A 22,876-nucleotide genomic window follows, 5' to 3' on the forward strand; every position below is an offset into this window, starting at 1 on the left:
GCGAACGGTATTCTCGGGTTCGAGAGGGTATCGACGACCGTGCCGCGTGGCTCCGGCGTCACCCCGGCCACGCCAACGCGGAGGGTACATTCGGCTCATGACGATGCCACGGCTTCGACCGCCGAGTATGACCGACGTCGCGCGCCGCGCCGGCGTCGCACTCGGCACCGTCTCCAACGTCCTCAACTATCCCGAGAAGGTCAGCCCCGAAACGGTTCAGCGCGTACGGGACGTCATCGACGAACTCGGCTTCGTGCGCAACACCAACGCCCGCGACCTCGCGGGCGGCCGATCTCGAACGATCGGGCTCTCCGTCATCGACATCAGCAACTCGCTCTTCGTCGACATCGCTCGCGGCGCGCAGAACTTCGCTGAGGAGACCGGCCTGAACGTGATGATCGCGAACAGCGACAACAAACTCGAGTCGCAGGACGCAAGCCTCAGCTTCTTCGACGGGTCGCGCGTCGCCGGCATACTTCTCGCGCCGATGCAGGATTCGCGGGCATCGATCGACCGCGTTCGGCGGCACGGCCGGCCCGTCGTGGTGTTGAACTACGACGACGGCGACGACGACACGTGCCGGGTCCTCGTCGACAACGAGCTCGTCGGCTACCTCGCCGCGCAGCATCTCATCAGCCTCGGACGTACCAGGTTGGCCTTCATCGGCGGGCGGGACAATCTCCAGCCCGTGCACCTGAGGCGCGCGGGCGCGCGACGCGCGGTCGAGGAGGCGGGCGGGCGGGTGACGCTCGAGGAGATCCCCACCGAGACCCTCGACCCGCCCAGTGGCGCCGAGGTGGGTCGGGCCATCATCGGGCGCCCCCCGGCGGATCGACCGGACGGCGTCATCGCCGTCACCGATCTGCTCGGGATGGCGATCATCCAAGTCTTCAACGGGGCCGGCGTCGCGGTTCCCTCCGACATCGCCGTGATGGGATGCGACCACAACTCGGCGGCCTGGGGCGGCACGATCTCCCTCACCTCGGTGCAGATGCGTGGACTCGAGATGGGGCGCGAAGGCTTGCGTCTCCTCATCGACGAGATCTCGACGTCCCGCGACGAGCATGTCCACCAGACCGTGATGCTGGAGCCGGCCATCGTCGCGCGGGAGAGCACGGTCGGTCGCAGCGCCGTGGTGCAACGCTAAACTGAAGCGCTTCAATTCTGTCTTGACAGGGCAGGGTCGCGGCATCCATACTCTCCAATTGAAACGCTTCAATGTTCGGAGCGTGGCCCTTTCAAGGAGGAACTGTGACCACAGCATTCGCACGCCGCTCGACCCGACGGGTGGCCTTCATCGCAACGGGAGCCGTGACCGCTCTCGCGCTCACCGCCTGCGCCGGCGGCGGCGGCACCGGGGGAGCGGACGCCACCCAGTTCGGCTTCCTCGTCAACACCGAGAACACCACCATCCCGGATCTGCTGACGAACCTGAGCGAGAACGCCTGCTCGGCAGAGAACGAGGCCCTCCCGCTCACGGTGGAGACCGTCCCGCAGACGCAGCTCGACCAGCGACTGCAGCTCCTGGCCGGCCAGAACGCCCTCCCCGCGCAGTACGCAGCCGGCAACGCCCCCGCGCTCACGAAGGAACTCGCCGCCGGCGGACAGGTGCTCGACTTCGAAAAGACGCTGACCGACCTGGGCGTCATCGACCAGGTGGAGCCGGCGGCGGTCTCGACGATCGAGGCGCTGTACGGCGGGTTCAACGTGCTCCCTTACCAGTACAACATCGAGGGGATCTGGTACAACAAGCAGATCTTGGCCGACAACGGTATCGACGTCCCCGCGACGTGGGACGAACTCACCGCTGCCGCCGCGGAGCTCAACGGTGCCGGTGTGCAGCCCTTCTCCGCCTCCGGTGAGCAGGGGTGGCCCATCACCCGCCTCATCAGCGGCTACATCTTCCGTGACCTCGGACCGGACGCGCTGCAGAAGGTGGCAGACGGCGACGCTCAGCTGACCGACCCGGAGTACGTCGCCGCGGCGCAGGCGGTCGCCGACCTGGGCGCGGACGGATACTTCGGCCAGGGCGTCGGATCCATCGACTACGACACGGCTTTCAACACGTTCCTCACCGGCAACGCCGCGATGTTCTACATGGGCAGCTGGGCGCTGGGCGACTTCGCCAACGAGGAGCGCAACCAGATCGGCTCCGAGAACATCGGCTTCATGCCCTTCCCCGCCGTCGATGGCGGCGCGGGAGACGCGAGCCAGACCCCCGCGAACGTCGGGCTCCCGATGACGTTCAGTGCGAAGGCCTACAACGACCAGGTCGGTGACTGGCTCACGTGCATCGCGAACAACTACGGAGCCGCCTCGCTCAGCGAAGCGAGCACCATCTCGGGGTTCAAGGTCAACGGTGACGTCGAGGTCGACGAGCTCACGCAGGTCGTGCAGGACCAGATCGCCGACACCGACCAGTCGGTGCTGTGGTTCGAGGCGCTGTTCAACTCCAAGGCGACCGAGACCAGCCAGAAGAATGCGGCGCAGCTGGTGACCGGTGCCATCTCGGCCGAAGACTTCATGAACCTCGTCCAGACGGACCTCGGCAGCTGACACGCGGCGGGGTGGGGCAGCGGATCGCCGCGCCCCACCCCGCATCCCGCACCGCGAGCAGAAAGAACTCCCGCAATGCAAAACATCCTCGGGGACCGGCGCGCCATCGTGACGCTGCTGGGCCCGGCCCTGTTGGTCTACACCCTGGTCATGCTGGTCCCGGTGTTCTGGTCGCTCGGTTACACCCTCTTCGATGGCAACGCCATCTCCGGCTTCACCTTCGTCGGCCTCGACAACCTCGCCCGGTTGTTCACCGACCCGCGGGTCGCCGACGCGCTGCGCTTCACCATCCAGTACGCACTGGTCATCACCGTCGGCCAGGTCGCCCTCGGCTACCTTCTCTCTCTCTTCTACGTCTTCATCCTGAAGAACCGGGGGTCGGTCGTTCGCACCCTCGTCTTCTTCCCGGTGGTCGTACCGACGGTGGCTGTCGCGCTGCTGTTCCAGAAGATGTTCGAGGTCGCTCCTCAGACGGGTCCGGTCAACCTCCTCCTCAACGTCTTCGGAGTCGAATCCGTCGACTGGTTCGGAAGTGCCGGCTCGGCATTCGCCGTCCTCGTCATCATGGACCTGTGGAGGTCGATGGGCTTCTACGCGGTCCTGCTCTACACCGGGCTTCTCGACATCCCCGATGACATCCTCGAGTCGGCACGCATCGACGGCGCCAGCACCTGGCGGGTCATTCGCTCCATCGTGCTGCCGCTTTCGCTCCCGGTGCTGCTCTCGTCGCTGATCTTCTCGATCAACGGCACCCTGAAGGTCTTCGACTCGATCGTCGCACTGACCAACGGCGGTCCGGGTACGGCCACGACGCCGCTCACGCTGTACATGTACTCCACCTCGTTCAGCTACGGCGAGTACGGGTACGGAGCGTCGATCGCGTTGGTACTGACGATCCTCTGCCTCCTGGTCACCGTGTTCATCTTCCGCTCCTCGCGTCGCGACCTGACGAAGGGCTAGGACCATGGCGACGATCACTCTTACAACCACTCCGAACAGCCGCCCGCCCCGTGACCGGGCCATCCGCGGAGGGTCCCGCTCGCGACGCTTCCTCCGCCGGCTCCCCGGCAACATCGTCATCGTCGTCCTCGTGGCGATCATGGTGCTGCCCCTGCTGTGGCTGCTCGTGAACTCGTTCAAGACCCAGGACGAGTTCCTCAACGCACCGACTCTGTCGCTGCCGTCCTCGCTCAATTTCGACAACTATGTCGAGGCCTGGACCACCGGCAACCTCGGGCAATACCTGCTGAACAGCGTCATTGCCGTCTTCCCCTCGCTCTTCCTCATGCTCCTGCTGGGAATCGCAGCCGGATTCGTGCTCGAGGTGATGGTGTTCCGCGGACGAGGGGCCATCCTCCTGATCTTCCTGGCCGGAATCATGGTGCCGGGCCAGATGATCCTGCTGCCACTGTTCTCCGTCTACTTCCAGGCCGGCCTGACCGGCACCCTGTGGCCGCTGATCATCACCTACACCGCGACGGGGCTGCCGCTGACGGTGTTCATGATGGCCACCTACTTCCGAGCCATCCCGCGCGAAGTCTTCGAAGCGGCGACCCTCGATGGCGCATCGGTCATCCGCGCGTTCTTCTCGATTGCGCTCCCGATGGCACGCAACGCCATCTTCACCGTCGCGCTCGTGCAGTTCTTCTTCATCTGGAACGACCTGCTGATCGCCCTGACCTTCACGAACTCGAGCAGCCTGCGCACCGTGCAGGTCGGATTGCTCAACTTCACCGGACAGTTCGGTGCGACACAGTACGGACCGCTCTTCGCCGCGATCTGCATCAACGTGTTCGGCATCCTCGCGATCTACCTCGTCCTGAACCAGCGCATCATGGCGGGACTGGCCAGCGGCGCGGTGAAGGGATGACCCCGGCCACCCGCGTCGCGATCATGACGGGGGTCGAGACGACCTCGATCGAGGACCGGATGCTTCGGCCCCTCGATCGCGGAGAGGTGCTCGTCCGCGTCGCGTCCGTCGGCGTCTGCGGATCCGACGTGCACTGGTACCGGGACGGTCGCATCGGAGACACCGTGGTGACCGACCCGCTCGTTCTCGGGCACGAAGCATCCGGCACCATCACCGAGGTAGGAGCCGGAGTCGATCCCTCGCGGGTCGGAACCCGCGTCGCCATCGAACCGGGCATCCCGTGCCGGGAGTGCGACCAGTGCTCGGCCGGTCGGTACAACCTCTGCCCTTTCGTGCGGTTCTTCGCGACGCCACCCGTCGACGGCGCATTCGCGACCCACGTGATCACGCAAGACGCGTTCGCGCACGCCGTGCCCGATTCCCTCACCGACGACGAGGCGGCACTCATAGAACCGCTCTCCGTCGCGGTGTGGGCGAACCGAGCCGGCCGCGTCTCACTCGGCGACCGGGTACTGGTGACCGGCGCGGGGCCGATCGGCCTTCTGGTGCTCCAGGTGGCTCGCAGCTCGGGCGCCGTGGTCACCGTCACCGACATCTCGGATGATCGGCTCGCTCTCGCATCCGAGCTGGGTGCGGATCGAACGGTGAACGCGTCGACGCCGTCGGACGCGGACCGTTACGACGTGCTCATCGAGTGCTCGGGGGCGGCATCCGCCATCGATTCCGGGATCCGTGCCCTCGCCCCGGCGGGGCGTGCCGTTCTGGTGGGCATGGCCGCGAGTGCGTCGGTCGCGGTGCCTCTCGACGTCATCCAGTCGCGCGAGCTCCAGATCACGGGCACGTTCCGGTACGCCAACGTCTATCCGGCCGCCATCCATCTGGCCGCGAGCGGTCGTGTGCAGCTGACACGACTCGTCACCAGCGTGCACGACCTCGACCACGTCGATGACGCGCTGATGGCCTCCTCCCGAGATCCGCTCGCGCTCAAATCCATTGTTCGACCCCAGGCTCAGGAGAGTCCTTCCGCATGACCGTTCTCGTCACCGCCCCGACCTTCGACCATCTGCCCGGTGCCTTGGGCATCGGCAACCCGCGGCCCCGCATCTCATGGAAGACGTCCGCGCCGGCAGGGTGGCGGCAGGCCGGGTACGAGATCGAAACGCGGCGTTCCGACGAGGACATCACCGTGACCCGCGTCTCGAACCCTGACTCGGTGCTGGTGGAGTGGCCGGGGGCTCCGCTGCGGTCACGCGAGCGTGTCGAGGTCCGCATCCGTGTCACCGGTGCCGACGGAGTCGCGTCGCCGTGGTCCGAGTCGGCCGCTGTCGAAGCGGGGCTCCTGCACAGCTCCGATTGGGAAGCCGCGCTCATCGAAGCGCCGTGGTCGGACGACCCGGAAGCCCTCCGGCGACCGCCACGGATGCGGCGCGACTTCCACATCGCCGACGACGTCGTCTCGGCGCGGCTGTACGCGACCGCCCACGGCCTCTACGAAGCGGCGATCAACGGCGAACGGGTCGGAAACGACGCTCTCGCCCCCGGGTGGACGGTGTACGGCTCCCGCCTCCGGTACTACACCTATGACGTGACCCACTTGCTTCACGCCGGAGACAACGCGATCGGCGCGTGGCTGGCGGACGGATGGTTCCGCGGACGGATCGGATTCCACAGCGGCTATCCGAACTGGTACGGGTCGGAGATCGGGCTCATCGCGCAGCTCGAGATCACCCTTGCCGACGGCACACGTCAGATCGTGACGTCCGATGGCGAGTGGACCGCTCAGCGCAGCCCGATCCTCACTTCCGGGCTGTACGAGGGCGAGGAATACGACGCTCGAGCGGATCACGCCGACTGGGCGCGGGCAGGTTTCCGCTCCGACGATGCGGTCGCGGTCCGCGTCGCCACGCATGACGCGACGCTGCTCGTCGCGCCCGAGGGCCCGCCCGTGCGCTGCACGGAGGAGTTCCTCCCCCTCAGCGTCACGCCGACCGCGAGCGGCGCGCTGCTGTTGGACTTCGGACAGAACATCGCCGGACGACTGCAGATCCGCGTCGCCGGCGACCCGGGGCGCCGCATCACCCTGCGCCACGCCGAAGTACTCCAGGACGGCGAGCTCTACACCCGGCCCCTTCGTCGCGCCACCTCCACCGACGTCTACACGCACGGCGGCGGCGAGGCGACGTGGGAACCGAAGTTCACCATCCACGGTTTCCGCTATGCCGAGGTCAGCGGCTGGGAGGGTGAGATCGCCCCCGGCGATGTCGTCGCGCGGGCCTACCACACCGACATGGAGCGGACAGGATGGTTCGAATCATCCGATCCCCTCGTGAACCGCCTGCACGAGAACATCGTCTGGTCGATGAGGGGCAACTTCGTCGACATCCCCACCGACTGCCCGCAGCGCGACGAGCGCCTCGGCTGGACGGGCGACCTGCAGGTCTTCGCACCCGCCGCCTCGTTCCTCTACGACTGCTCCGGCATGCTCAGCTCCTGGCTTCGCGACGTCGAAGCGGAACAGCTCCCCGACGGCACCGTGCCCTGGTACGTCCCGGTGATCCCCGGTGGTCCCGAGTGGACGCCGATCCGCCCCGGCGCCGTGTGGGGCGACGCGGCCGTTCTCACCCCGTGGACCCTCTACCAGCGGTTCGGCGACGCGAAGGTGCTCGCCGATCAATATGCCAGCGGCTCGGCGTGGATCGACCTCGTCGAGAAGCTCGCCGGCCCCTCTCGTCTGTGGAACACCGGCTTCCAACTCGGTGACTGGCTCGACCCGGACGCTCCGCCGAACGACCCCGCCGACGCCAAGACGGACCGCTACCTGGTGGCTACCGCCTACTTCGCGTGGTCGTCCGAGCATCTCGCGAAGACAGCGGGCGTGCTCGGCAAGGACGACGAAGCGGCCCGGTACGCCGACCTGTCCGCGCAGGTGAAGGCGGCCTTCCGCGCGGAATACGTGAACGCCGAGGGAATGCTCACGAGCGACGCGCAAACCGCGTACGCGTTGGCGATCGAGTTCCACCTCTACGCCGACGACGCCGAGCGCGACCGGTGGGGCGCGCGGCTCGCGCACCTCGTGCGCAAGAGCGGCAACCGGGTCTCCACGGGCTTCGCCGGAACGCCGGTCGTCACGGACGCGCTCACCCGCTCGGGCCACACCGATGTCGCGTACGACCTGCTCCTCGAGCGCGAATGCCCGTCGTGGCTCTACACCGTGCTCAGCGGGGGGACGACGATCTGGGAGCGGTGGGACAGCCTCATGCCGAACGGCAGGGTCAACCCGGGCGGGATGACGTCGTTCAACCACTACGCGCTCGGCGCCGTCGCCGACTGGCTGCACCGCACCGTGGCGGGGATCGGTCCGCTCGAGCCGGCGTATCGCTCGATCCTGTTCCGTCCGCGTCCCGGTGGTGGTCTGACGTCCGCGAAGGCGGAGCACGAGACGCCCTACGGCCGCGCGTCGATCGAGTGGGTGGTGCAAGACGCGACGATCAGCGTGAACGTCACCGTTCCCACGGGGGCCACCGCGGTGCTCGATCTCGAAGGCGACGTCATCCGGCACCTCGAGTCGGGATCTCACGCGTTCTCGGCGGCAGTGGCCACGCGCGTCTGAACGGGAGGGCGGCCGGTGCCGCCCGCCCGTTCAGACGAACACGTCAGGCGGAGCGTTCGAGGTGGTCGGGTTCCCGGCGACTCGTTCGTTCGCGAATCGCCGGGAACCCTGTCGGGCACTACGGTGTCGTGCTGGGGCGCACCCTCTGGGGGTGTGCGGCCTCGTAGGCGTACGCGAGGCCGATGATGGTCGCCTCATCGAACTGCTTGCCGACCAACTCCGCACCGACGGGGAGGCCCTCGCTCGTGAAGCCCGCCGGGAAGCTGATCGCCGGTGCCCCCGCGGATGAGGCGAGGAAGGCATTGACGGCGCCCCAGTTCGAGACGCCGAGGGCCGAGGGCGCCTCCTTGGCGCTCGGGTAGAGGAGAGCGTCGATGTCGTTGTCCTCCATGAAGGCGGAGAACGCGTCGATGAACGCCGTCGTCGGCTGAACGACCTCCCGCTCGTAAGAGGGGTCGGTCGTGTCGGGCCCGCCCACGAGCGCCTGGAGAGAGGCGCTCACGTCGGTGACGATGCCGCCGTTGCGGGTCATCTCCGCGAACGTGACGCCCTCCTGGTCAGGCCCGTAGTCCTGCAGATACGCGTCGAATGCCGCTTCCATCTCCCAGTCGTTCTGCATGGCGGACTCCGATGTGAAGCCGAGCTCGGAGATGTGCGACACAACGGCTCCCGCCGCGACGAGGTCGGCCTCCATCCGCGCCATGACCTCGTTGACCTCCTCCGCTTCCGGCGATTCGCCGAACGCGTCGTCCAGGACGACGATGCGAGCGCCGTCGAGAGCGTCGGGGTCGAGTGCGTCGAGATAGGAATCCGGGCGCGTCGCGTCGGAGCCGAGGGCGACCGGGTCATCCGGGTCGTCGACACCGGCGATGAGATCGAGCGCGCTGGCGATGTCGCTCACCGAGGTCGCCATCGGGCCGACGGTGTCGAGGCTCGTCGAGACCGGCGCGATCCCCGACCGACCGATCAAGCCCTTGGTCGGACGGATGCCGACGCTCGATGTCGCCGACGCCGGCACTCGAATGGAGCCGCCGGTATCCGTACCGAACGCCAGTGGTGCGAAGTTGGCCGCAACGGCCACCGCGCTTCCGCCACTGGAACCGGACGGGTTCTTGGACAGGTCGTACGGGTTCAATGTCTGACCGCCGAAGGAGCTCGTGGTGGCGAACCCGTACGCGAACTCCTGGAGGTTCGCCTTGCCGAGAATGATCGCCCCGGCATCCCGGAGCTGCGTGACGATGAAGGCGTCCTCATCCGGCGTCGACCCGCCCAGCGCTACCGACCCGACGCTCGTGGGCATGTCGGCCGTGTCGATGTTGTCCTTGAGGATGACCGGGATGCCGAACAGCGGTCCTCGTGAACCGGACTCACGACGTTCCTCGTCCAGAGACGCCGCCGTGTCGACGGCATCCGAGTTCACGTACACCATGGCGTTGAGCGCGGGGCCTTCGTCGTCGTACGCGTCGATCCGATCGAGATAGGCGCCGACGAGCTGCTCGCTCGTCACCTCACCCTTCTCGAGCGCTGCCTGGATCTCGACGATCGTGGGCTCGGTCGTGATGTACGCCACGACCTCCTCCGTCGACATCGCCGGGTCGGTCGTCTGTGCCGCGGTGCAGCCGGCGAGAATCGCCATGCTCCCGCATCCCAGCGCACACAGCACGATCCTCAAGCGTCTCTGCTGAGACTTCGTCTTGTTCATTCTTCTCCGCTCCCTCTTTCGCTCGTCCGAGGTCTGGCGTCCGGTGGACCCTGCTCGCCGACGAGCGGCGTGCGGACCACGTTAGGGAGCGACGGTGCGGCGGCGGATGACGATTCCTGCAGCCCACATGACGCTGTCTGCACGAATCGGATGCTGCGGTTCTCGCCGGCTGCCGTCCGGATACACGCCCGGGACATCCGCGACATCACGGCGAAACAGCCATGGGCGAAACTCTCAGCGTGCGCCAGATCCGAGTCCAGACCGTCGACGCCTGGCACCAGATCGCCAGCGAGCGCATCGTCGCGCTGTCGTTCACCCCTACCGAAGAGCGCTTCCGCGCGACGTTCGCGCAGACCGTTCTGAGCGAGGACGTGTCCATGCACGACCTGTCGACGACCGGACTGATCGTGGATCGCTCCGAGAAGTCCGCGGCGGCGGATCCGCACGAGGACGTGTTGTTCGTCCTGCAGCGCAGGTCGTCGGGTGTGCTCGCGCAGAACGGCCGCGACGTTCACCTGACGCCCGGATCGCTGGCGTTGTTCGACCCCTCGTGCGCGTACTCGTTCGATCACTCGGCGGGCAACCAGCGTCAGCTGACACTGCGCATGAGCCGACGCCGTCTGGGCGTCGACGATCGGACGATCGCGCGACTGTCGGCAACCCCCATACCGGGGGACCACCCGCAATCCGTGCTCGTCCAGGCGTACATGCGTGCGCTGTGGAAACGAGGCGCCGCCGCGTCACGCGATGTGGCGAGTGCGAGCGGGGACCTTGCGATCGAACTGATCGGTTCGCTCCTGAGCTCACTCCTGTCCTCCCGCATGGAGGCACCCCGAGCGTCGGAGTATGAGCGCATGATCCGGTACATCGATGCGCACTTCGAGCGCCACGACCTCGACGTGGCCGCGCTCGCCGATGCTCACCACGTCTCGGTCCGGAATGTCTACAACGTGTTCGCGAGGAGGAGAGAGACGCCCGCGGCCGCTATCCGCGCCCGGCGGCTTCAGCACGCGGCCCAGCTCCTTCACGACCACCCGCGCTCGACCCTCGTCGATATCGCCATCCGATCGGGGTTCGGTGACGCGGCGACCTTCGCCCGGGCCTTCCGCCGACAGTTCGGTCACAGTCCGTCGACGTGGCGACGAGAACCCCCCGCACGTCGCGCGACCAGCACCTAGAGCGGCGGCGTCAGAAGTCGAGAGAGAACACCTTTCGCGCGGTCCGTTCGAAGAAGTCCGCCTTCTCGTCGTCGCTGATCGGCAGGGCTTCCTGCGCGTCCACCTCTGCGGCGTCGTACTGGTAGGGGTAGTCCATCGCGTACATCACGCGGTCGGCGCCGATGACCTCGCGCGTGAACATGATCGCCGGCGCCCAGGGCATTCCCGACGTGGTCAGCCAGATCTGGTTCGAGAAGTACGCCGACGGCGCCTGGCGGAGCGGTGTGATGCTCTCGTACCTCCCCGAGGCGACCTGCTTGGCGTGCATGTGGTCGATCCGGTGCAGCCAGAACGGGAGTCCCTCGCCGAGGTGCCCGACGACCACGCGGAGACCGGGGTGGCGGTCGAGCACGCCCGAGGTGATGATCCGCAGCAGGTGCAGACCCGCGCTCGCACCGAATCCGTGGACGGCGCCGTCCAGCCCCGCCTCTCGATAGGGCGCGATCATGCTGTCGGGCGGTGTGTTCGGGTGCAGGTACAGCGGCACGTCCAGTGACTCCAGCTCGGAGAGCAGCGGAGCGAAGCGGGGATGGTCGATGTACGAGCCGCGGATGTGGTCGTTGAGGATCAGCCCTTTCAGGCCCAGCTCGGTCACCGCGCGCCTCAGCTCGATCACCGCCGCATCCACGTCTTCGAACGAGACCGCCGCGAGCGCGGAGAACCGGGTGGGGTGCTCTCGGCTCAGTGTCGACAGGCGGTCGTTGCTGAGACGGGCGATGTCGATGCCTTCCCGCGCATCGAGCACCTGGGTGCCTGGTGCGGTGAGGGCGAGCACCTGGTGGTCGATTCCCGTAGCGTCCATGTCGGCGATCCGTTCTTCGGCCGCGCTCTGCAGCCGCGCCACGACCGCCTGCGGCTGCGGATGCGTCGACCCCAGGAAATACCCCATCAGGCTCGAGAATCCGATGTCGTCGATCGTGCGCTCCGACAGATGCCGGCGGTAGAGGGAGATGAGCTCGGGGGGTGCCCAGGCCTCCTCGGTCGCGATGCGCAGGTGGGTTCGGCGGTTGTCGTCGGTCACGTCGTGTGCCCTTCCCCGAGCGGCGAGGTGTCGGCGCCCGGTGTCGTGTTCTCGTGAGTCGTCGTCGGCTCGGATGCTTGGTCGGAGATCGCGTGCATGCGCACCGTCACGACCGCCGAGATGCCCTCGGAGGTCTTCGCAAGGCCCGTGCGGAGCACCGCGTCGAGTTCCGAGATGTCGGTGACGAGCCCGCTCCAGGCATCGCCTGCCGCCGCGGCGACACCGCCGAAGTCGGCGCTCTGCTGCAGGTTCACCCACAGCCGGTCCGTCCGGGCGGCGACCCCGTCCGGGTGCAGGCGTTCCAGATTGCGTTTCGTCGCGTTCCACCCGCCGTTGTCGAGCACGACGGTGAGTACCGGCAGACCGTAGTGGCGGGCGATCCAGTAGGTCGACGACGGCGCGCTGAAGAAGAAGGTGCCGTCTCCGACGATGCTCACCACCGTGCGATCGGGCGCGGCGAGCTTCACCCCGAGCGCTCCGCCCCCCGACCAGCCGAGCGACGTACCGCGGTTGCCGTACAGCGTTCCGGGCAGCTCGCGGGGCAGGTGCTTCCACACGGCGGGCGCCGCGGAGATGGCTTCGTTGACGACGATCGCCTCGTCGTCGAGCAGGTCGTGGAGTGCGCGGGCGACGGTTGCGGCGGTCAGCCTCCGGGCGTCCCGGTCGGCGTCGGCCTCGTCGTCCCATGCCTCGCGTATGCCTCGGCCGACATCGGCGCCGCGGGCGGCGCGGAGCTCTGCGGCTTCGTCGGGTGACGGCGGACAGCGATCGAGCAGCTGTCGCAGAACGAGCCCGCTGTCGGCCCCGACGAACCGCTCGGCGGGCACGTACCAGAGGGGCAGTGACTCCTGCAGCGGGTCTTCGTTGACCACGAACACCCGGGCGTCCGGGCGCGGGCGACCGATCGCGTCGACCCAGGGCACGTCGGTGTCGATCGCGAGGATCACGTCGGCCTCGCCCAGGAGCAGGTGGGGGTCGTCGCCGCCGTGGAGCGGATGCTGCCGGGGGAAGCTGAGCACCTCCGCGTTGTGTTCGACGACGACGATGCCGAGCCTCTCGGCCAGGTCGACGAGCGCGGCGACGGACCCTCGATCGCGACCGAGGTAGGTCGTGATGATCACCGGTGCGGTCGCCGCGGCCAGCGCCGCGAAGATCTCGTCCGCCGCATCCTCGGATGCGGGGTTCGGGGCGACGGGTGCCCACCTCGCGGCATCGATGGGCGCCGGGAGGGCGCGGTCGGCCAGCGCCTCGCGAGCGGCGGTCACATACACCGGGCCGGCGGGGGCGCTCCGGGCGATCTGCAGCGCGCGGTGCACGATCTGGCCGGTGTTCGCCGCGGTGCGGATGTCGTAGCTCCACTTGACGTAGGGCCGGACGATCCCGTGCTGATCGGCCACGTCCTGCAGGTGGTTGACGAAGGAGTTCCGGCTGCCGGGGAGCTCCCCTTCGAGGGTGTAGGGGGTCAACCCGGCGAACACGAACACCGGCACTCGCGACCTCGCGGCGTTGTGCACGGCGCCACCCAGGTTCGCCGTGCCGACGTCGGTGTGCACGAAGACGGCCTGCGGCTCACCGGTGACGAGCGCGTACCCGTGCGCCGCGCTCAGCGCGCTGTACTCGTGGGGACACAGGATGACGACGGGCGTGTCGATCCCGTTCTCCCGGTCCTGCGCCAGCGCCTCGATGATCGCGGGGTGGTCGCTGCCGAAGTTCGCGAACAGGTGCGTCACACCCGCGGCGCGCAGCGCATCGACGATGAGCGCGCCGGCCGTGCTCGTCTGCGGCGTCATGAGGCGGCCGCGACGGGGATCGGCTGCACATCGACGCTGTGGAACTGCAGGTACTCGTCGATTCCGTGAGGGGATCCCTCCCACCCGATGCCGCTCTGCTTCCATCCGCCCATCGGGATCTCTCGCGTCCCGGTGTGCGAGAACATCGCACTGTTGACGAACGTCACCCCCGCCTCGATCCGGGCGGCGACGGCGAGAGCGTGCTCGCGCGACGTCGACCAGACCGATGAGCACAAGCCGTACTCCGTGTCGTTCGCGAAGTCGATGGCCTGCTCCTCGGTATCGCAGACGACCACCGGGAGGATCGGTCCGAACTGCTCCTCGCGCACGATCTCGTCGCCCTGCTGGGCGTCCAGCACGAGCGCGGGCAGGAGGAAGTTCCCCTCATCCCAGGTGGAGGGGTCCAGCGGCGAGCCGAGCACGCGCACGTCGCGCCCCGCCGCACGCGTGCGCTCCAGCAGCTCGCTCACCCGGGCGAACTGCCCCGGGTTGTTCACCGGCCCCATGTCGGAGCGCTCGTCCTGGGCGTCGCCGACGGTCATGGCCGACACCCGAGCGACGAGCAGCCGTTCGAACTCCTCGGCGACCTCGCGCTGCACGTACACGCGCTTGGTGGCGAAGCACACCTGCCCGGCCCGCCGGTAGGCGGACTGCGCGATGCGTTCCGCGGCGAGGGGGAGATCGGCGTCGGCGAGCACGATCGCCGGGTCGTTGCCGCCCAGTTCGAAATGCACGGGAAGCAGCGAGTCCGCCGCCTGGCGCATGATGTGTCTCGCGGTGGCCCCGCCGCCGGTGAACGAGATCTTGCGTACGCGTCGGTCGTCGACGAGGGCCCGCACCACCGGGGCGTCGCCGTTGACGATGGCGATGACGCCCTCGGGGAGCTCTGCCGCGGCCAGGGTCGCGAGAAGCGAGACGGCCAGCGGAGCGAACGGTGACGGCTTGAGCACGACGGCGTTTCCCGCCGCGATCGCCGGGGCGAGTTTGTTGGCCGTGAGCAGCACGGGCGCGTTCCACGGCACGACGCACGCGACGACCCCGTATGGGCGACGTTCGACGCGCACGAACTCGTCGGTGCGAGGGTCGCCGATCGTCTTCGACGCCACGGCGTCTTCGAGGTAGTCGGCCACGTCGCGGAAGGAGCCGGCGGATGCGGCGACCTCGCGCCGGATGGTCGAGACGATGCTGCCGTTCTCGCGCGTGGCGAGATCGATGAGCCGGTCGGCGTGGGCGTCCACGGCGTCGGCGATGCGGCGGAGCCGCTCGACGCGATCCGCGACCGTCGTCGCCGCCCATCCGGGTGCCGCCGCGACTGCGGCGTCGACCGCCCGCGCGGCATCCTCCGCCGTTCCGTCTGCGACGACCCCCACCAGGTCCGACGCCCGCCCCGGGTTGCGCACCTCGAAGGTCGCCGCCCCGTACGTCGCGATGCCGCCGATCAGGTGGCCCTGCACAGCATCCTGGGTCGTCGTGTGGATCATGGTCGTCTCTTCCTCGCTCTTCGTGTGACCCCGCATCAGGAGCTCGCCGGCATGACGAGCGACAGCAGATGGCTGCGCAGATCGAGGAACGGGCGGCTCGCTCGCGTGTCGACCTGGGAGCGCTCCGCCCCCAGCTTCACGTCGACGACCTCCCGCACCACGCTCGGGTTCTTCGAGAGCACGACGATGCGATCGCTGAGGTAGATCGCCTCGTCGATGTCGTGGGTCACGAGCACGACGGTGATGCCGAGCTCGCGGCGCACCTTGAGGATGAGGTCTTCCAGGTCGAACCTCGTCTGCGCGTCGACGGAGGCGAAGGGCTCGTCCATCAGCAGCAGCTCGGGGCGGTACGACAGTGCCCGCGCGATGGCGACGCGCTGCTGCATGCCGCCGGAGAGCTCCCACGGGTACTTCTTCTCGACATGGCCGAGTCCGACGCTCTCGAGCGTCGCGGTCACACGCGCCGCGCGCTCGGAGCGCGCGACACCGCGTGCGGCGAGCGGCAACGCGATGTTCTCCCCGTTGGTGAACCAGGGGTAGAGCGACCTGCTGTAGTCCTGGAAGACCAGACCGAGCTGCTCGGGCACCTCGGTCAGGGTGCGCCCCTCGAAGCTCACGGCACCCGAACTGGGGGAGGCGAGGCCGGAGATGCAGCGCAGGAGCGTGGTCTTGCCGGCACCGCTGGGGCCGACGATGCAGACGAACTCGCCCTTGTCGACCTCGAACGACACCGAGTCGATCGCCATGTTGGCGTGATCGGTGCCCTCGTCGTAGATCTTGCGGAGGTTGTCGACGGCGAGCACCGTCTCGGTGGCCGTGGGAAGCGCTGGTGCGATGGTCATGGTGCTCCTTAGGAAGAACCGAGCGCGCGCGACCGGTAGTACCAGCGCAGCGCACGCCTCTCGATGAAGACGAACAGGAAGTTGAGGCTCGTTCCGATCAACGCGAGCACGAGGATGCCGGTCCACATCTTCTTGATGGCGAACTCGGCCTGAGCCTGCAGGATGAAGAAGCCGATGCCGGAGTTGGCGGCGACCATCTCGCTGACGACCATCAGCACGATGCCCACCGTCAGGCTGGCACGGAGCCCCGCGGCGATCTGTGGTCCCGCGCCCGGGAGGACGAGCCGGAAGTACGTGCGCCAGCCGCCGAGGCGAAGCGCCTTCGCCGTGTCGAGCTTGACGGTGTCGACCCCGCGCATGCCGTCGAGGGTGTTCAGCAGGGTGGGCCAGATCGAACCCAGCGCGATGAGGGCGACCTGCCGCGCGTCACCGATGCCGAAGATGGCGATCATGGCGGGCAGCAGCGCCGGCGCCGGCAGCACGTAGAGGAAGTAGATCAGCGGGTTCGCCGCCACCCGGAGGTACTTCAGGCGCCACATCAGAGACCCGCCGATGATGCCCAGCAGGGTGCCGAACAGGTAGCCGATCAGGAGGTTCCGCAGGCTCACGACCGCGTTCGTCCACGCGCCGAAGACCACCCACTGGTTCCACGTGTCGGCGAGGATGGCGCTGAGCGGGGGGAAGAACGGCGAGGTGGAGTTCGCCGTCGCGATCCACCACGCGGCGATCAGCAGCAGGGGGAGCCACACGGGGGTCAGCGCCTGGCCCACCCGTCGCCATCCGTTGTTCGTGCGCCGCGGGCGAACCGTCGGTACGACGCTCGTCGTCATCCTGGTCATGCCGCACCCACCTTGTTCGACGCGCGGATGTTCCGCTGGGACTCGTGCCAATGCATGACGCGTTTCTCGAGGAGGAAGAACGCGCCCGTCAGAGCGATGCCCAGCACCCCGGCCACGATGATGTACGCGTACATGGTGGGGTAGGCGACCACGCCCGAGTTCTGGGCGAGCAGGATGTTCCTGCCGATCCCCGCCGCCCCGCCGACGATCTCCGCCACGATGCAGAGGATGAGCGCCTGCGCCGACGCGATGCGCATACCGGTCACGAGGTACGGGGCGGCACTGGGGATGCTGATGGCGAGGAACCGTCGGGGTCCGCGGATCCCGAGCGCCTTCGCGGTGTCGAGCACGATCGGATCCATCGACCGCACCCCGTAGATGACCTGGATGAGGAAGGGCCAGAACGCCGCGAAGCACACGAGGAACACCTTCATCGGAAGGGTCGACCCCGCCACCAGGATCACCAGCGGCAGGATCGCGATGGCGGGGATCGCCTTGAAGATCTCGATCACGGGCGCCGCGCTGCGCTGCGCGAACCCGTTGAAGGCGAGCGCCGTGCCGATGATCAGCCCGAGACCGATCGTGATCAGCATGCCGATCACCCAGCCGATGAGCGTCGCGCCGATCGCGGGCCACACCCGCCCCGACGCGAGCTCCGACCCGAGAGCCGCCATCGTGCTCGACATCGTCGGGAACTGCGCGGGACTGACCACGCCCCCGACGGTGACGGCCTGCCAGAACAGCAGCACGATGCCGACGGTGACGACGGGCAGTGCCCAGTTCAGCCATGCATGCGGGTTCTTGCGCATCTGCCTCTCCTCTCCTCGGTGCGTGATCGCCTGCAGGAATCGCGGATCACTCGACAGCGCCGGGCCAGACCACCGTGCTGACGTCCAGGGCCTCCAGCGCCGCCTGCGCCGACTGGTCGGTGCTGAACTTCACCAGGAGGTCGCGTGCGGTCTCGAACGCGGTCAGGTTCAGCGCCGGGTCGCCGCCGACGTTCCAGCGGGCACCTTCGGCCTGCTCGGCCGTGATACCGAGGCCGTCGACGAGAGCGGCTTTCGCCGCATCCGGATCTTCCGTCGCGCCGAGCATGGACTCGGTCATCGCATCGGCGAAGGCGCGGACAGTGCGCGGGTTCTGGTCGATGAAACCCTGCGACGTGTTGAACAACGTCGTGGCCGTATCGACGAAGAGCTCGCGGTTGTTGTACCCGAGCTCGACGCCGCCGGCCGCGAGGGCCTCGGCGGCGAAGGGCCACTGCATGATGGCGGCGTCGACGTCTCCGTTCTCGAGCGCCGCCGCCATCTGCCCGAACGGCAGCTGCACGAGCTCGATGCTCGACGTGTCGGCGCCCGCGCGGTCGGCGAGCTCCCACATGGTCAGCGTGTTGTGCGAGGAGAGTCCGATGGTGGCGACCCGCTTCCCCTCGAGGTCGGCGAAGTCGGTGATCCCGGAACCCGGCGCCGCGATCGTCAGCGTGCCGTCGTCGTCGGGCTGGATCTGGCCCTCGATGGAGGTGATCGCCCGGATGGGGATGCCGTTCGCGTTGGCCGTCACCACGTGCACGACCGTGGCGAAGCCGACGTCGTACGTACCGCTCGCGAGGCCCGAGACGATCGCGGCGATGTCGGTCTGGGGTGTGATCTCCAGTTCGAGCCCGTGCTCGGCGAAGATGCCCTCCTGGATGCCGTAGTACAGCGGCGCGAACTGCGTCGACGGGTTGATCGCGACGGTGAGCGTGGCCTTCTCCGGGGCGCCCGACTCCTCGCCGGATCCCGGCTGCGCCCCTGCGGAGCAGGCGACGAGGGATGCGGCGGCGATGAGCCCGATGGCGGCGGCGGCGAACTTTCGTGCGGTGGGTCTGCTCATGAGGAAACCTTCGATCCGTAGGTGCGGGGGTGAGAAGCGTCGCCCAGTCGGAGAAGGGCGGTGACGTTGCCGTGATAGATCCGTTCGCGATCCGCGTCGTCGAGGATGTCCATGTCCTGGAGGTTCGCGATGGTGTCGCGGATGTACCCGGGGCCCTTCTCCGGGTCGAACGGGGTGTCGGAACCGAAGAGCGTGTGATCGACCCCGAAGAACTTGATCGCCGTGCGCATCGAGTCGCCGGCGCCGAAGTAGGCGGTGTCGACGTAGAACTTCTTGAAGTACTCGATGGGCCGAAGCGTCAGGGGGTAGCCCTCGATGTCGGCCGCCTGGTTGGCGGGCGTACGGGCCCCGAGCTGGTCCCATCCCGGCCCGACCCGTCCGGCGAAGTGGGGGATCATCGCCCCGCCGTGGTGGATGAGGATCTTGATGTCGGGCAGCCGGTCGAAGACCCCGGAGAAAACCAATCGCGACATGAAGGCGGACAGGTCGTACTCCCAGCCGAGCGTCCACCAGATCTCGAACTTCGAGCGCTCCTCGGTCTTGTAGTCCGACCAGCTCGCGTCGCGGCAGGGGTGCACCTGGATCATCTTGTCGCCGCGTCGGGCGATCGCCTCGTAGAACGGGAAGAAGCGTTCCTGGTCCATCGGACCGCCGTGCACGTGTGTGTAGATCTGCACGCCGACGGCCCCGAGTTCGTCGAAGGCGCGCTCGGCCTCGGCGATGGCGTTGTCGACGTCGTCGAGCGCGACCGCCGCGCAGAACCCCTCGAAACGATCGGGGTTGTCGGCGACCAGCTCGGCCATCCCGTCATTGGCGATCCGGGCCAGCTCCGCCGTCCGCACTCGCGGGCCGAGATCATCGAGCGGCGGCGCGGCGGTGTTGATGATCTGTCGGTAGTCGCTGCCGAACATGTCCATGACGCGGAAGCGCTCGTCCATGTCGAAGAGTGCGGGGACTCCGCTGACCCGTTTCTGAATGTTCCGAGCCACCGCGCTGTCGGAGATCGCGAACAACCGCTCGGCATAGGCGGCCGGCAGCACGTGGCAGAAGGCATCGATCTTCATCGAATCGGTCCTTTTCTTCCCCGTGCGTCGGTGCACCGGGATAGTCAGCGAGCTAAGCAACCTCGCCGGGGCTGGTAAAGGCAGAAGGCCCGCGGATTCCGTGATGCGGAATCACCGGGCACGCGGCATCACCGGGTGAGGTCGGACCGGATGCCGGCGGCGCACCCACGGAGCGCGATGACCATCTCGCGGACGCGGCGGGCAGGCAGACGCGGGCTCGGCGCCGACATCGCCACTGCGGCGATCGTGGCGCCCCCGCGATCGCGCAGCGGAACGGCGACGGCGCTGAGCCCTGACACGCTCTCTTCTTGGTTCACCGCGTATCCGCGCATCAAAATCACGGCCAGTTCGTCCAGCAACTGCGTGAAGGTGCGGGTGCGCGGGGTGAATCGCCGCAGGCCCCGCGGGTACAGCTCTCGCAGGGTCTCCTTCGGAAGCTCCGCGAGCAGCAGCTTCCCGCCCGACGTCGCGTAGGCGGGGAGGAGCGTCCCCGTGAGCACGTGCGTGCGCACCCGCTGGTCGGCTTCGAATCCCGCCACGAACCTCACCGACGCGCCCTGCAGCACCAGCAGATTGACGGTCTCGCCGAGCTGCGCGGTGAGACGGGCGAGGTGCGGTTCGCTCACTTCTCGAAGGTCGATGGCCCGGGTGCTCGAGAAGCCCAGTTCGATCAGCTCCGGTCCGACGCGATAGGCGCGCGTGATGCGGTCCTGCGTCACGAATCCACGGTGCTCGAGGGTGCTCAGAATGCGGTGCGCTGTCGACGCTGCCACCCCGAGCCGGCGAGCGGCTTCGGTGACGCGCAGGTCGGGGGAGTCGCGCAGAAGAAGGAGCAGCTGCAGGGCGTGATCGACGGCGCCGACGGGATGGCGCGGTCCGGGGGTGCGCTCTAACGTCATCGTCGTGCTCGTCTCATCATCGATCTGCGAGAGCCGGTCGGGGGTCCACGGTCGTCGGTGATCGCGCGGTCAGGCTGTCGCCCACGAGGGCGGTGGCGTACGGGTCGGAGGATGATACCAGTCCACCCGGCGCGACGGTGTGGGACCCCGCTCGCTGCGCTCAGCCGAGCTGGTCGGGGTGCGTCAGACGCCACCACTCGCTCGGGGGTTCGATCTCGCCCTGGATCGTCACGGGTGCGGTGGCGGTCTGCGGCCCGGCGGTCCACGTGACGGTGCCGACGACCTCGCCGTCCTCGTAGGTGATGGGCGCCGTGGTGTCCATCGTCACGGTGATCGGTGTGTCCGACCACGTGAAGATCGCGGCGTCCTCGGCGATGACCATCCGCGCCGATGATCCCCACGCCGTGGTGAGCGAGCCGACCTGCTCGCCGGCCGTGGCGACCGGCACGGTGTGGAACCCCTTGCGAAGGCTCTCGAGCGTCGCGACCACGCTCTCGTTGATCGCCGCGCTGGAGTAGCCGCCGAGGGCGACGCCCGTGACGCTGAGCGGCGCAGCGGCCCCGACGTCGAGGCTCGCCGTGTACAGGAGGTTGTAGGTGCCCTCGCCGAGGTTGCCTGTCTTGAGACCGGTGATCCCGGCGGTTCCGAGCAGCCCGTTCGTGTTGTGGACGGTGCCCGCTCCGCCCAGAGTCATCGACGGGGTCGCCGCGATCCGGGCGATGACGGGGTTCGCCGCCGCGATCTTGCCGAGAGCGAGCAGGTCGGTCGGCGTGCTCGTGTTGCGGCGGTCGAGGCCGGTGGGTTCGACGAGGGTCGTGCGGTCGAGGCCGTTCGCGGCGAGCCATCGTCGTGCGGCGCCGACGAACGCGCCCTGCGATCCGAACGCCCACGTCGACACGACCTCGGCGTAGTTGCTCGCCGAGGGGATCAGCATCGTCGCGAGGGCGTCGCGCAACGACATCTCGCTGCCGGTCGGCATCGCCGCGATCGTCGCACCGCGAACGTAGTACTCGTCGTAGAGGTCGTTGTCGGCCTCGTCGAAGGTGAGGGTAGGCCCGACGTCGTCGGCGCCGTCGAGGGGCCACGCGTCGAGCACGACGAGCGCGGTGACGAGCTTGCTGATGCTCGCCATCGGTCGAACGTCGTCCATGCCGCTGGTCAACCACACGCCGCCGGTGTCAGGACCGAGGTACTCCTCGGCCCCTGAGACGCTGATGGCTGCCGCGCCGTCGCGAAAGAGCTGGATCGCGGCGGCCGACCCGGCGGAGGCGGTCGGCGTCTGCGAGGTCACCGTCGGCGACGCCACCGGAGCGTTCAGCGCCCAGCCGACGTACGCCGTCGGCGTGCCGATCACGATCACGAGAACGGTGAGCGCGGCGACCAGGCCCCACCGTCGGCGCCTGCGTCTGCGCTGCGGGTCGATGTCGTGCTCGGAGGCGGCGGGATCACGGTTCCACAGCTCGTCGAGTCCGACCAGTCCGTCTGGCGGCGTGGTCATCGCGGGCCCCCGTCCGTCACGCTGCTTCGATCATGCACCACGTCGGCGGCGAGGGGGAGGCGCGGATCATCGCCGAGGGCGAGTGCGGGCTGCTCGGGTCAGTGGGGCTCGGCCGAGACCTGATCGACGGCGTCGGTCATCCGCTCCAGGAAGGCGACGATCGCCTCGGCCTCGGGTTCACCGACCTCGCGGGTTGCGCGCATCATCCGCTCGTGCATGTCGCCCAGCGTCGCCCGCACCGCGTCGTCGGCGCTTTCCGTCGCCGCGATCGTCACACTGCGGCGGTCGGTCGGGTGCGGACGGCGGGTGATGTAGCCCGACGACTCCAGCCTGTCGATAAGAGCTGTCGTAGACGCCGTGGATACGCCTAAGTACTTCGCTACGTCGGTCGGGGTCGCCGCGCGCCCCTGCGTGTGGCGTCTGATGATGAACCGCAGGGCCGCGAGTTCGTTCTCGCCCATCGACATCGCCGCGCGCGTACGCCGTCGCATCGCTACTTCGGCCGCCTGATAGAGCCGAAGCGCGTGAAGCAGGCGGCGACCACGCGCGACCTGCTCCTCACTCGAGTACCAGAAGGCGCCCGTGTCGTTCAGCGTCATGGAACCATCCTCGAAA

General features: G+C 68.2%; 19 protein-coding genes. 7 read left to right on the forward strand and 12 right to left on the reverse strand.

The annotated features are described in order from the left end of the window. Positions 1-97: 97 nt before the first annotated feature. The 6 genes from DEA06_RS13945 to DEA06_RS13970 all read left to right on the forward strand — a co-directional run bounded on the left by DEA06_RS13945 (position 98) and on the right by DEA06_RS13970 (position 8,036). Entirely contained in the window at positions 98-1,147 is a 1,050-nt protein-coding gene (locus tag DEA06_RS13945) for a LacI family DNA-binding transcriptional regulator (RefSeq protein WP_205781291.1), read from the forward strand. Positions 1,148-1,251: 104 nt separating this feature from the next. Further along, the gene (locus tag DEA06_RS13950) at positions 1,252-2,556 is read left to right on the forward strand and encodes an extracellular solute-binding protein (protein ID WP_240606963.1); all 1,305 of its coding nucleotides are present in this window, start codon (positions 1,252-1,254) and stop codon (positions 2,554-2,556) included. A gap of 75 nt (positions 2,557-2,631) precedes the next feature. Next, positions 2,632-3,516, forward strand: a complete 885-nt coding sequence (locus DEA06_RS13955; protein WP_116648612.1) for a sugar ABC transporter permease — start codon at positions 2,632-2,634, stop codon at positions 3,514-3,516. Between the two features lie 4 nt (positions 3,517-3,520). After that, complete coding sequence (locus DEA06_RS13960) at positions 3,521-4,426, forward strand: carbohydrate ABC transporter permease (RefSeq protein WP_116648613.1); 906 nt, start codon at positions 3,521-3,523, stop codon at positions 4,424-4,426. Next, positions 4,423-5,457: an NAD(P)-dependent alcohol dehydrogenase gene (locus DEA06_RS13965; protein WP_116648614.1), complete on the forward strand. Its 1,035-nt coding sequence runs from the start codon at positions 4,423-4,425 to the stop codon at positions 5,455-5,457. The genes DEA06_RS13960 and DEA06_RS13965 overlap by 4 nt, the downstream gene beginning before the upstream one ends. Then, the gene (locus DEA06_RS13970) at positions 5,454-8,036 is read left to right on the forward strand and encodes an alpha-L-rhamnosidase (protein ID WP_116648615.1); all 2,583 of its coding nucleotides are present in this window, start codon (positions 5,454-5,456) and stop codon (positions 8,034-8,036) included. Before DEA06_RS13965 ends, DEA06_RS13970 begins: the two co-directional genes overlap by 4 nt. A gap of 118 nt (positions 8,037-8,154) precedes the next feature. On the opposite strand, the gene DEA06_RS13975 is transcribed toward DEA06_RS13970, so the two are convergent. Beyond that, on the reverse strand, positions 8,155-9,672 hold the full coding sequence (locus tag DEA06_RS13975; protein ID WP_165818020.1) for an amidase: 1,518 nt from the start codon (positions 9,670-9,672) through the stop codon (positions 8,155-8,157). Positions 9,673-9,977: 305 nt separating this feature from the next. Between DEA06_RS13975 and DEA06_RS13980 the strand changes: the two genes are divergently transcribed. Beyond that, the gene (locus tag DEA06_RS13980; RefSeq protein WP_165818021.1) at positions 9,978-10,916 is read left to right on the forward strand and encodes a helix-turn-helix domain-containing protein; all 939 of its coding nucleotides are present in this window, start codon (positions 9,978-9,980) and stop codon (positions 10,914-10,916) included. A 10-nt stretch (positions 10,917-10,926) separates the two neighbouring features. On the opposite strand, the gene DEA06_RS13985 is transcribed toward DEA06_RS13980, so the two are convergent. From DEA06_RS13985 to DEA06_RS14035, 11 genes are all read right to left on the reverse strand, one after another. Next, entirely contained in the window at positions 10,927-11,976 is a 1,050-nt protein-coding gene (locus tag DEA06_RS13985; protein WP_116648618.1) for an amidohydrolase family protein, read from the reverse strand. Beyond that, positions 11,973-13,766 carry a thiamine pyrophosphate-requiring protein gene (locus tag DEA06_RS13990; RefSeq protein WP_165818022.1) on the reverse strand — a complete coding sequence of 598 codons (1,794 nt, stop codon included), beginning with the start codon at positions 13,764-13,766 and terminating at the stop codon, positions 11,973-11,975. The genes DEA06_RS13985 and DEA06_RS13990 overlap by 4 nt, the downstream gene beginning before the upstream one ends. Further along, a complete protein-coding gene (locus DEA06_RS13995) occupies positions 13,763-15,247 on the reverse strand; it encodes an aldehyde dehydrogenase family protein (RefSeq protein ID WP_165818023.1) in 1,485 nt (494 codons plus the stop codon). Before DEA06_RS13995 ends, DEA06_RS13990 begins: the two co-directional genes overlap by 4 nt. A 35-nt stretch (positions 15,248-15,282) precedes the next feature. Then, complete coding sequence (locus DEA06_RS14000) at positions 15,283-16,089, reverse strand: ABC transporter ATP-binding protein (protein WP_116648621.1); 807 nt, start codon at positions 16,087-16,089, stop codon at positions 15,283-15,285. A gap of 8 nt (positions 16,090-16,097) precedes the next feature. Further along, entirely contained in the window at positions 16,098-16,928 is an 831-nt protein-coding gene (locus DEA06_RS14005) for an ABC transporter permease (protein WP_116648622.1), read from the reverse strand. Next, positions 16,925-17,737, reverse strand: a complete 813-nt coding sequence (locus DEA06_RS14010; protein WP_116648623.1) for an ABC transporter permease — start codon at positions 17,735-17,737, stop codon at positions 16,925-16,927. Before DEA06_RS14010 ends, DEA06_RS14005 begins: the two co-directional genes overlap by 4 nt. A 46-nt stretch (positions 17,738-17,783) precedes the next feature. After that, entirely contained in the window at positions 17,784-18,800 is a 1,017-nt protein-coding gene (locus tag DEA06_RS14015; protein WP_116648624.1) for an ABC transporter substrate-binding protein, read from the reverse strand. Then, entirely contained in the window at positions 18,797-19,864 is a 1,068-nt protein-coding gene (locus tag DEA06_RS14020) for an amidohydrolase family protein (RefSeq protein WP_116648625.1), read from the reverse strand. The genes DEA06_RS14015 and DEA06_RS14020 overlap by 4 nt, the downstream gene beginning before the upstream one ends. A 128-nt stretch (positions 19,865-19,992) precedes the next feature. Continuing rightward, complete coding sequence (locus DEA06_RS14025) at positions 19,993-20,763, reverse strand: IclR family transcriptional regulator (protein WP_116648626.1); 771 nt, start codon at positions 20,761-20,763, stop codon at positions 19,993-19,995. 160 nt (positions 20,764-20,923) lie between these two features. Next, entirely contained in the window at positions 20,924-22,261 is a 1,338-nt protein-coding gene (locus DEA06_RS14030) for a D-alanyl-D-alanine carboxypeptidase (protein ID WP_116648627.1), read from the reverse strand. 98 nt (positions 22,262-22,359) lie between these two features. Next, positions 22,360-22,860 (reverse strand): MarR family transcriptional regulator, encoded by a 501-nt coding sequence (locus tag DEA06_RS14035; RefSeq protein ID WP_116648628.1) that lies wholly within the window; start codon positions 22,858-22,860, stop codon positions 22,360-22,362. Positions 22,861-22,876 lie beyond the last annotated feature (16 nt).

This window comes from Microbacterium sp. Gd 4-13 (genome assembly GCF_003095395.1).
Classification (GTDB): domain Bacteria; phylum Actinomycetota; class Actinomycetes; order Actinomycetales; family Microbacteriaceae; genus Microbacterium.

Excerpts from the sequence above, each read along its gene's own strand:
- DEA06_RS13945 (WP_205781291.1), top strand. The coding sequence starts at position 98 with ATGACGATGCCACGGCTTCGACCGCCGAGTATGACCGACGTCGCGCGC.
- DEA06_RS13955 (WP_116648612.1), top strand. The coding sequence starts at position 2,632 with ATGCAAAACATCCTCGGGGACCGGCGCGCCATCGTGACGCTGCTGGGC.
- DEA06_RS13960 (WP_116648613.1), top strand. The coding sequence starts at position 3,521 with ATGGCGACGATCACTCTTACAACCACTCCGAACAGCCGCCCGCCCCGT.
- DEA06_RS13965 (WP_116648614.1), top strand. The coding sequence starts at position 4,423 with ATGACCCCGGCCACCCGCGTCGCGATCATGACGGGGGTCGAGACGACC.
- DEA06_RS13970 (WP_116648615.1), top strand. The coding sequence starts at position 5,454 with ATGACCGTTCTCGTCACCGCCCCGACCTTCGACCATCTGCCCGGTGCC.
- DEA06_RS13975 (WP_165818020.1), bottom strand. The coding sequence starts at position 9,672 with ATGGCGATTCTCGCCGGCTGCACCGCGGCACAGACGACCGACCCGGCG.
- DEA06_RS13990 (WP_165818022.1), bottom strand. The coding sequence starts at position 13,766 with ATGACGCCGCAGACGAGCACGGCCGGCGCGCTCATCGTCGATGCGCTG.
- DEA06_RS13995 (WP_165818023.1), bottom strand. The coding sequence starts at position 15,247 with ATGATCCACACGACGACCCAGGATGCTGTGCAGGGCCACCTGATCGGC.
- DEA06_RS14000 (WP_116648621.1), bottom strand. The coding sequence starts at position 16,089 with ATGACCATCGCACCAGCGCTTCCCACGGCCACCGAGACGGTGCTCGCC.
- DEA06_RS14005 (WP_116648622.1), bottom strand. The coding sequence starts at position 16,928 with ATGACCAGGATGACGACGAGCGTCGTACCGACGGTTCGCCCGCGGCGC.
- DEA06_RS14010 (WP_116648623.1), bottom strand. The coding sequence starts at position 17,737 with ATGCGCAAGAACCCGCATGCATGGCTGAACTGGGCACTGCCCGTCGTC.
- DEA06_RS14015 (WP_116648624.1), bottom strand. The coding sequence starts at position 18,800 with ATGAGCAGACCCACCGCACGAAAGTTCGCCGCCGCCGCCATCGGGCTC.
- DEA06_RS14020 (WP_116648625.1), bottom strand. The coding sequence starts at position 19,864 with ATGAAGATCGATGCCTTCTGCCACGTGCTGCCGGCCGCCTATGCCGAG.
- DEA06_RS14025 (WP_116648626.1), bottom strand. The coding sequence starts at position 20,763 with ATGACGTTAGAGCGCACCCCCGGACCGCGCCATCCCGTCGGCGCCGTC.
- DEA06_RS14030 (WP_116648627.1), bottom strand. The coding sequence starts at position 22,261 with ATGACCACGCCGCCAGACGGACTGGTCGGACTCGACGAGCTGTGGAAC.
- DEA06_RS14035 (WP_116648628.1), bottom strand. The coding sequence starts at position 22,860 with ATGACGCTGAACGACACGGGCGCCTTCTGGTACTCGAGTGAGGAGCAG.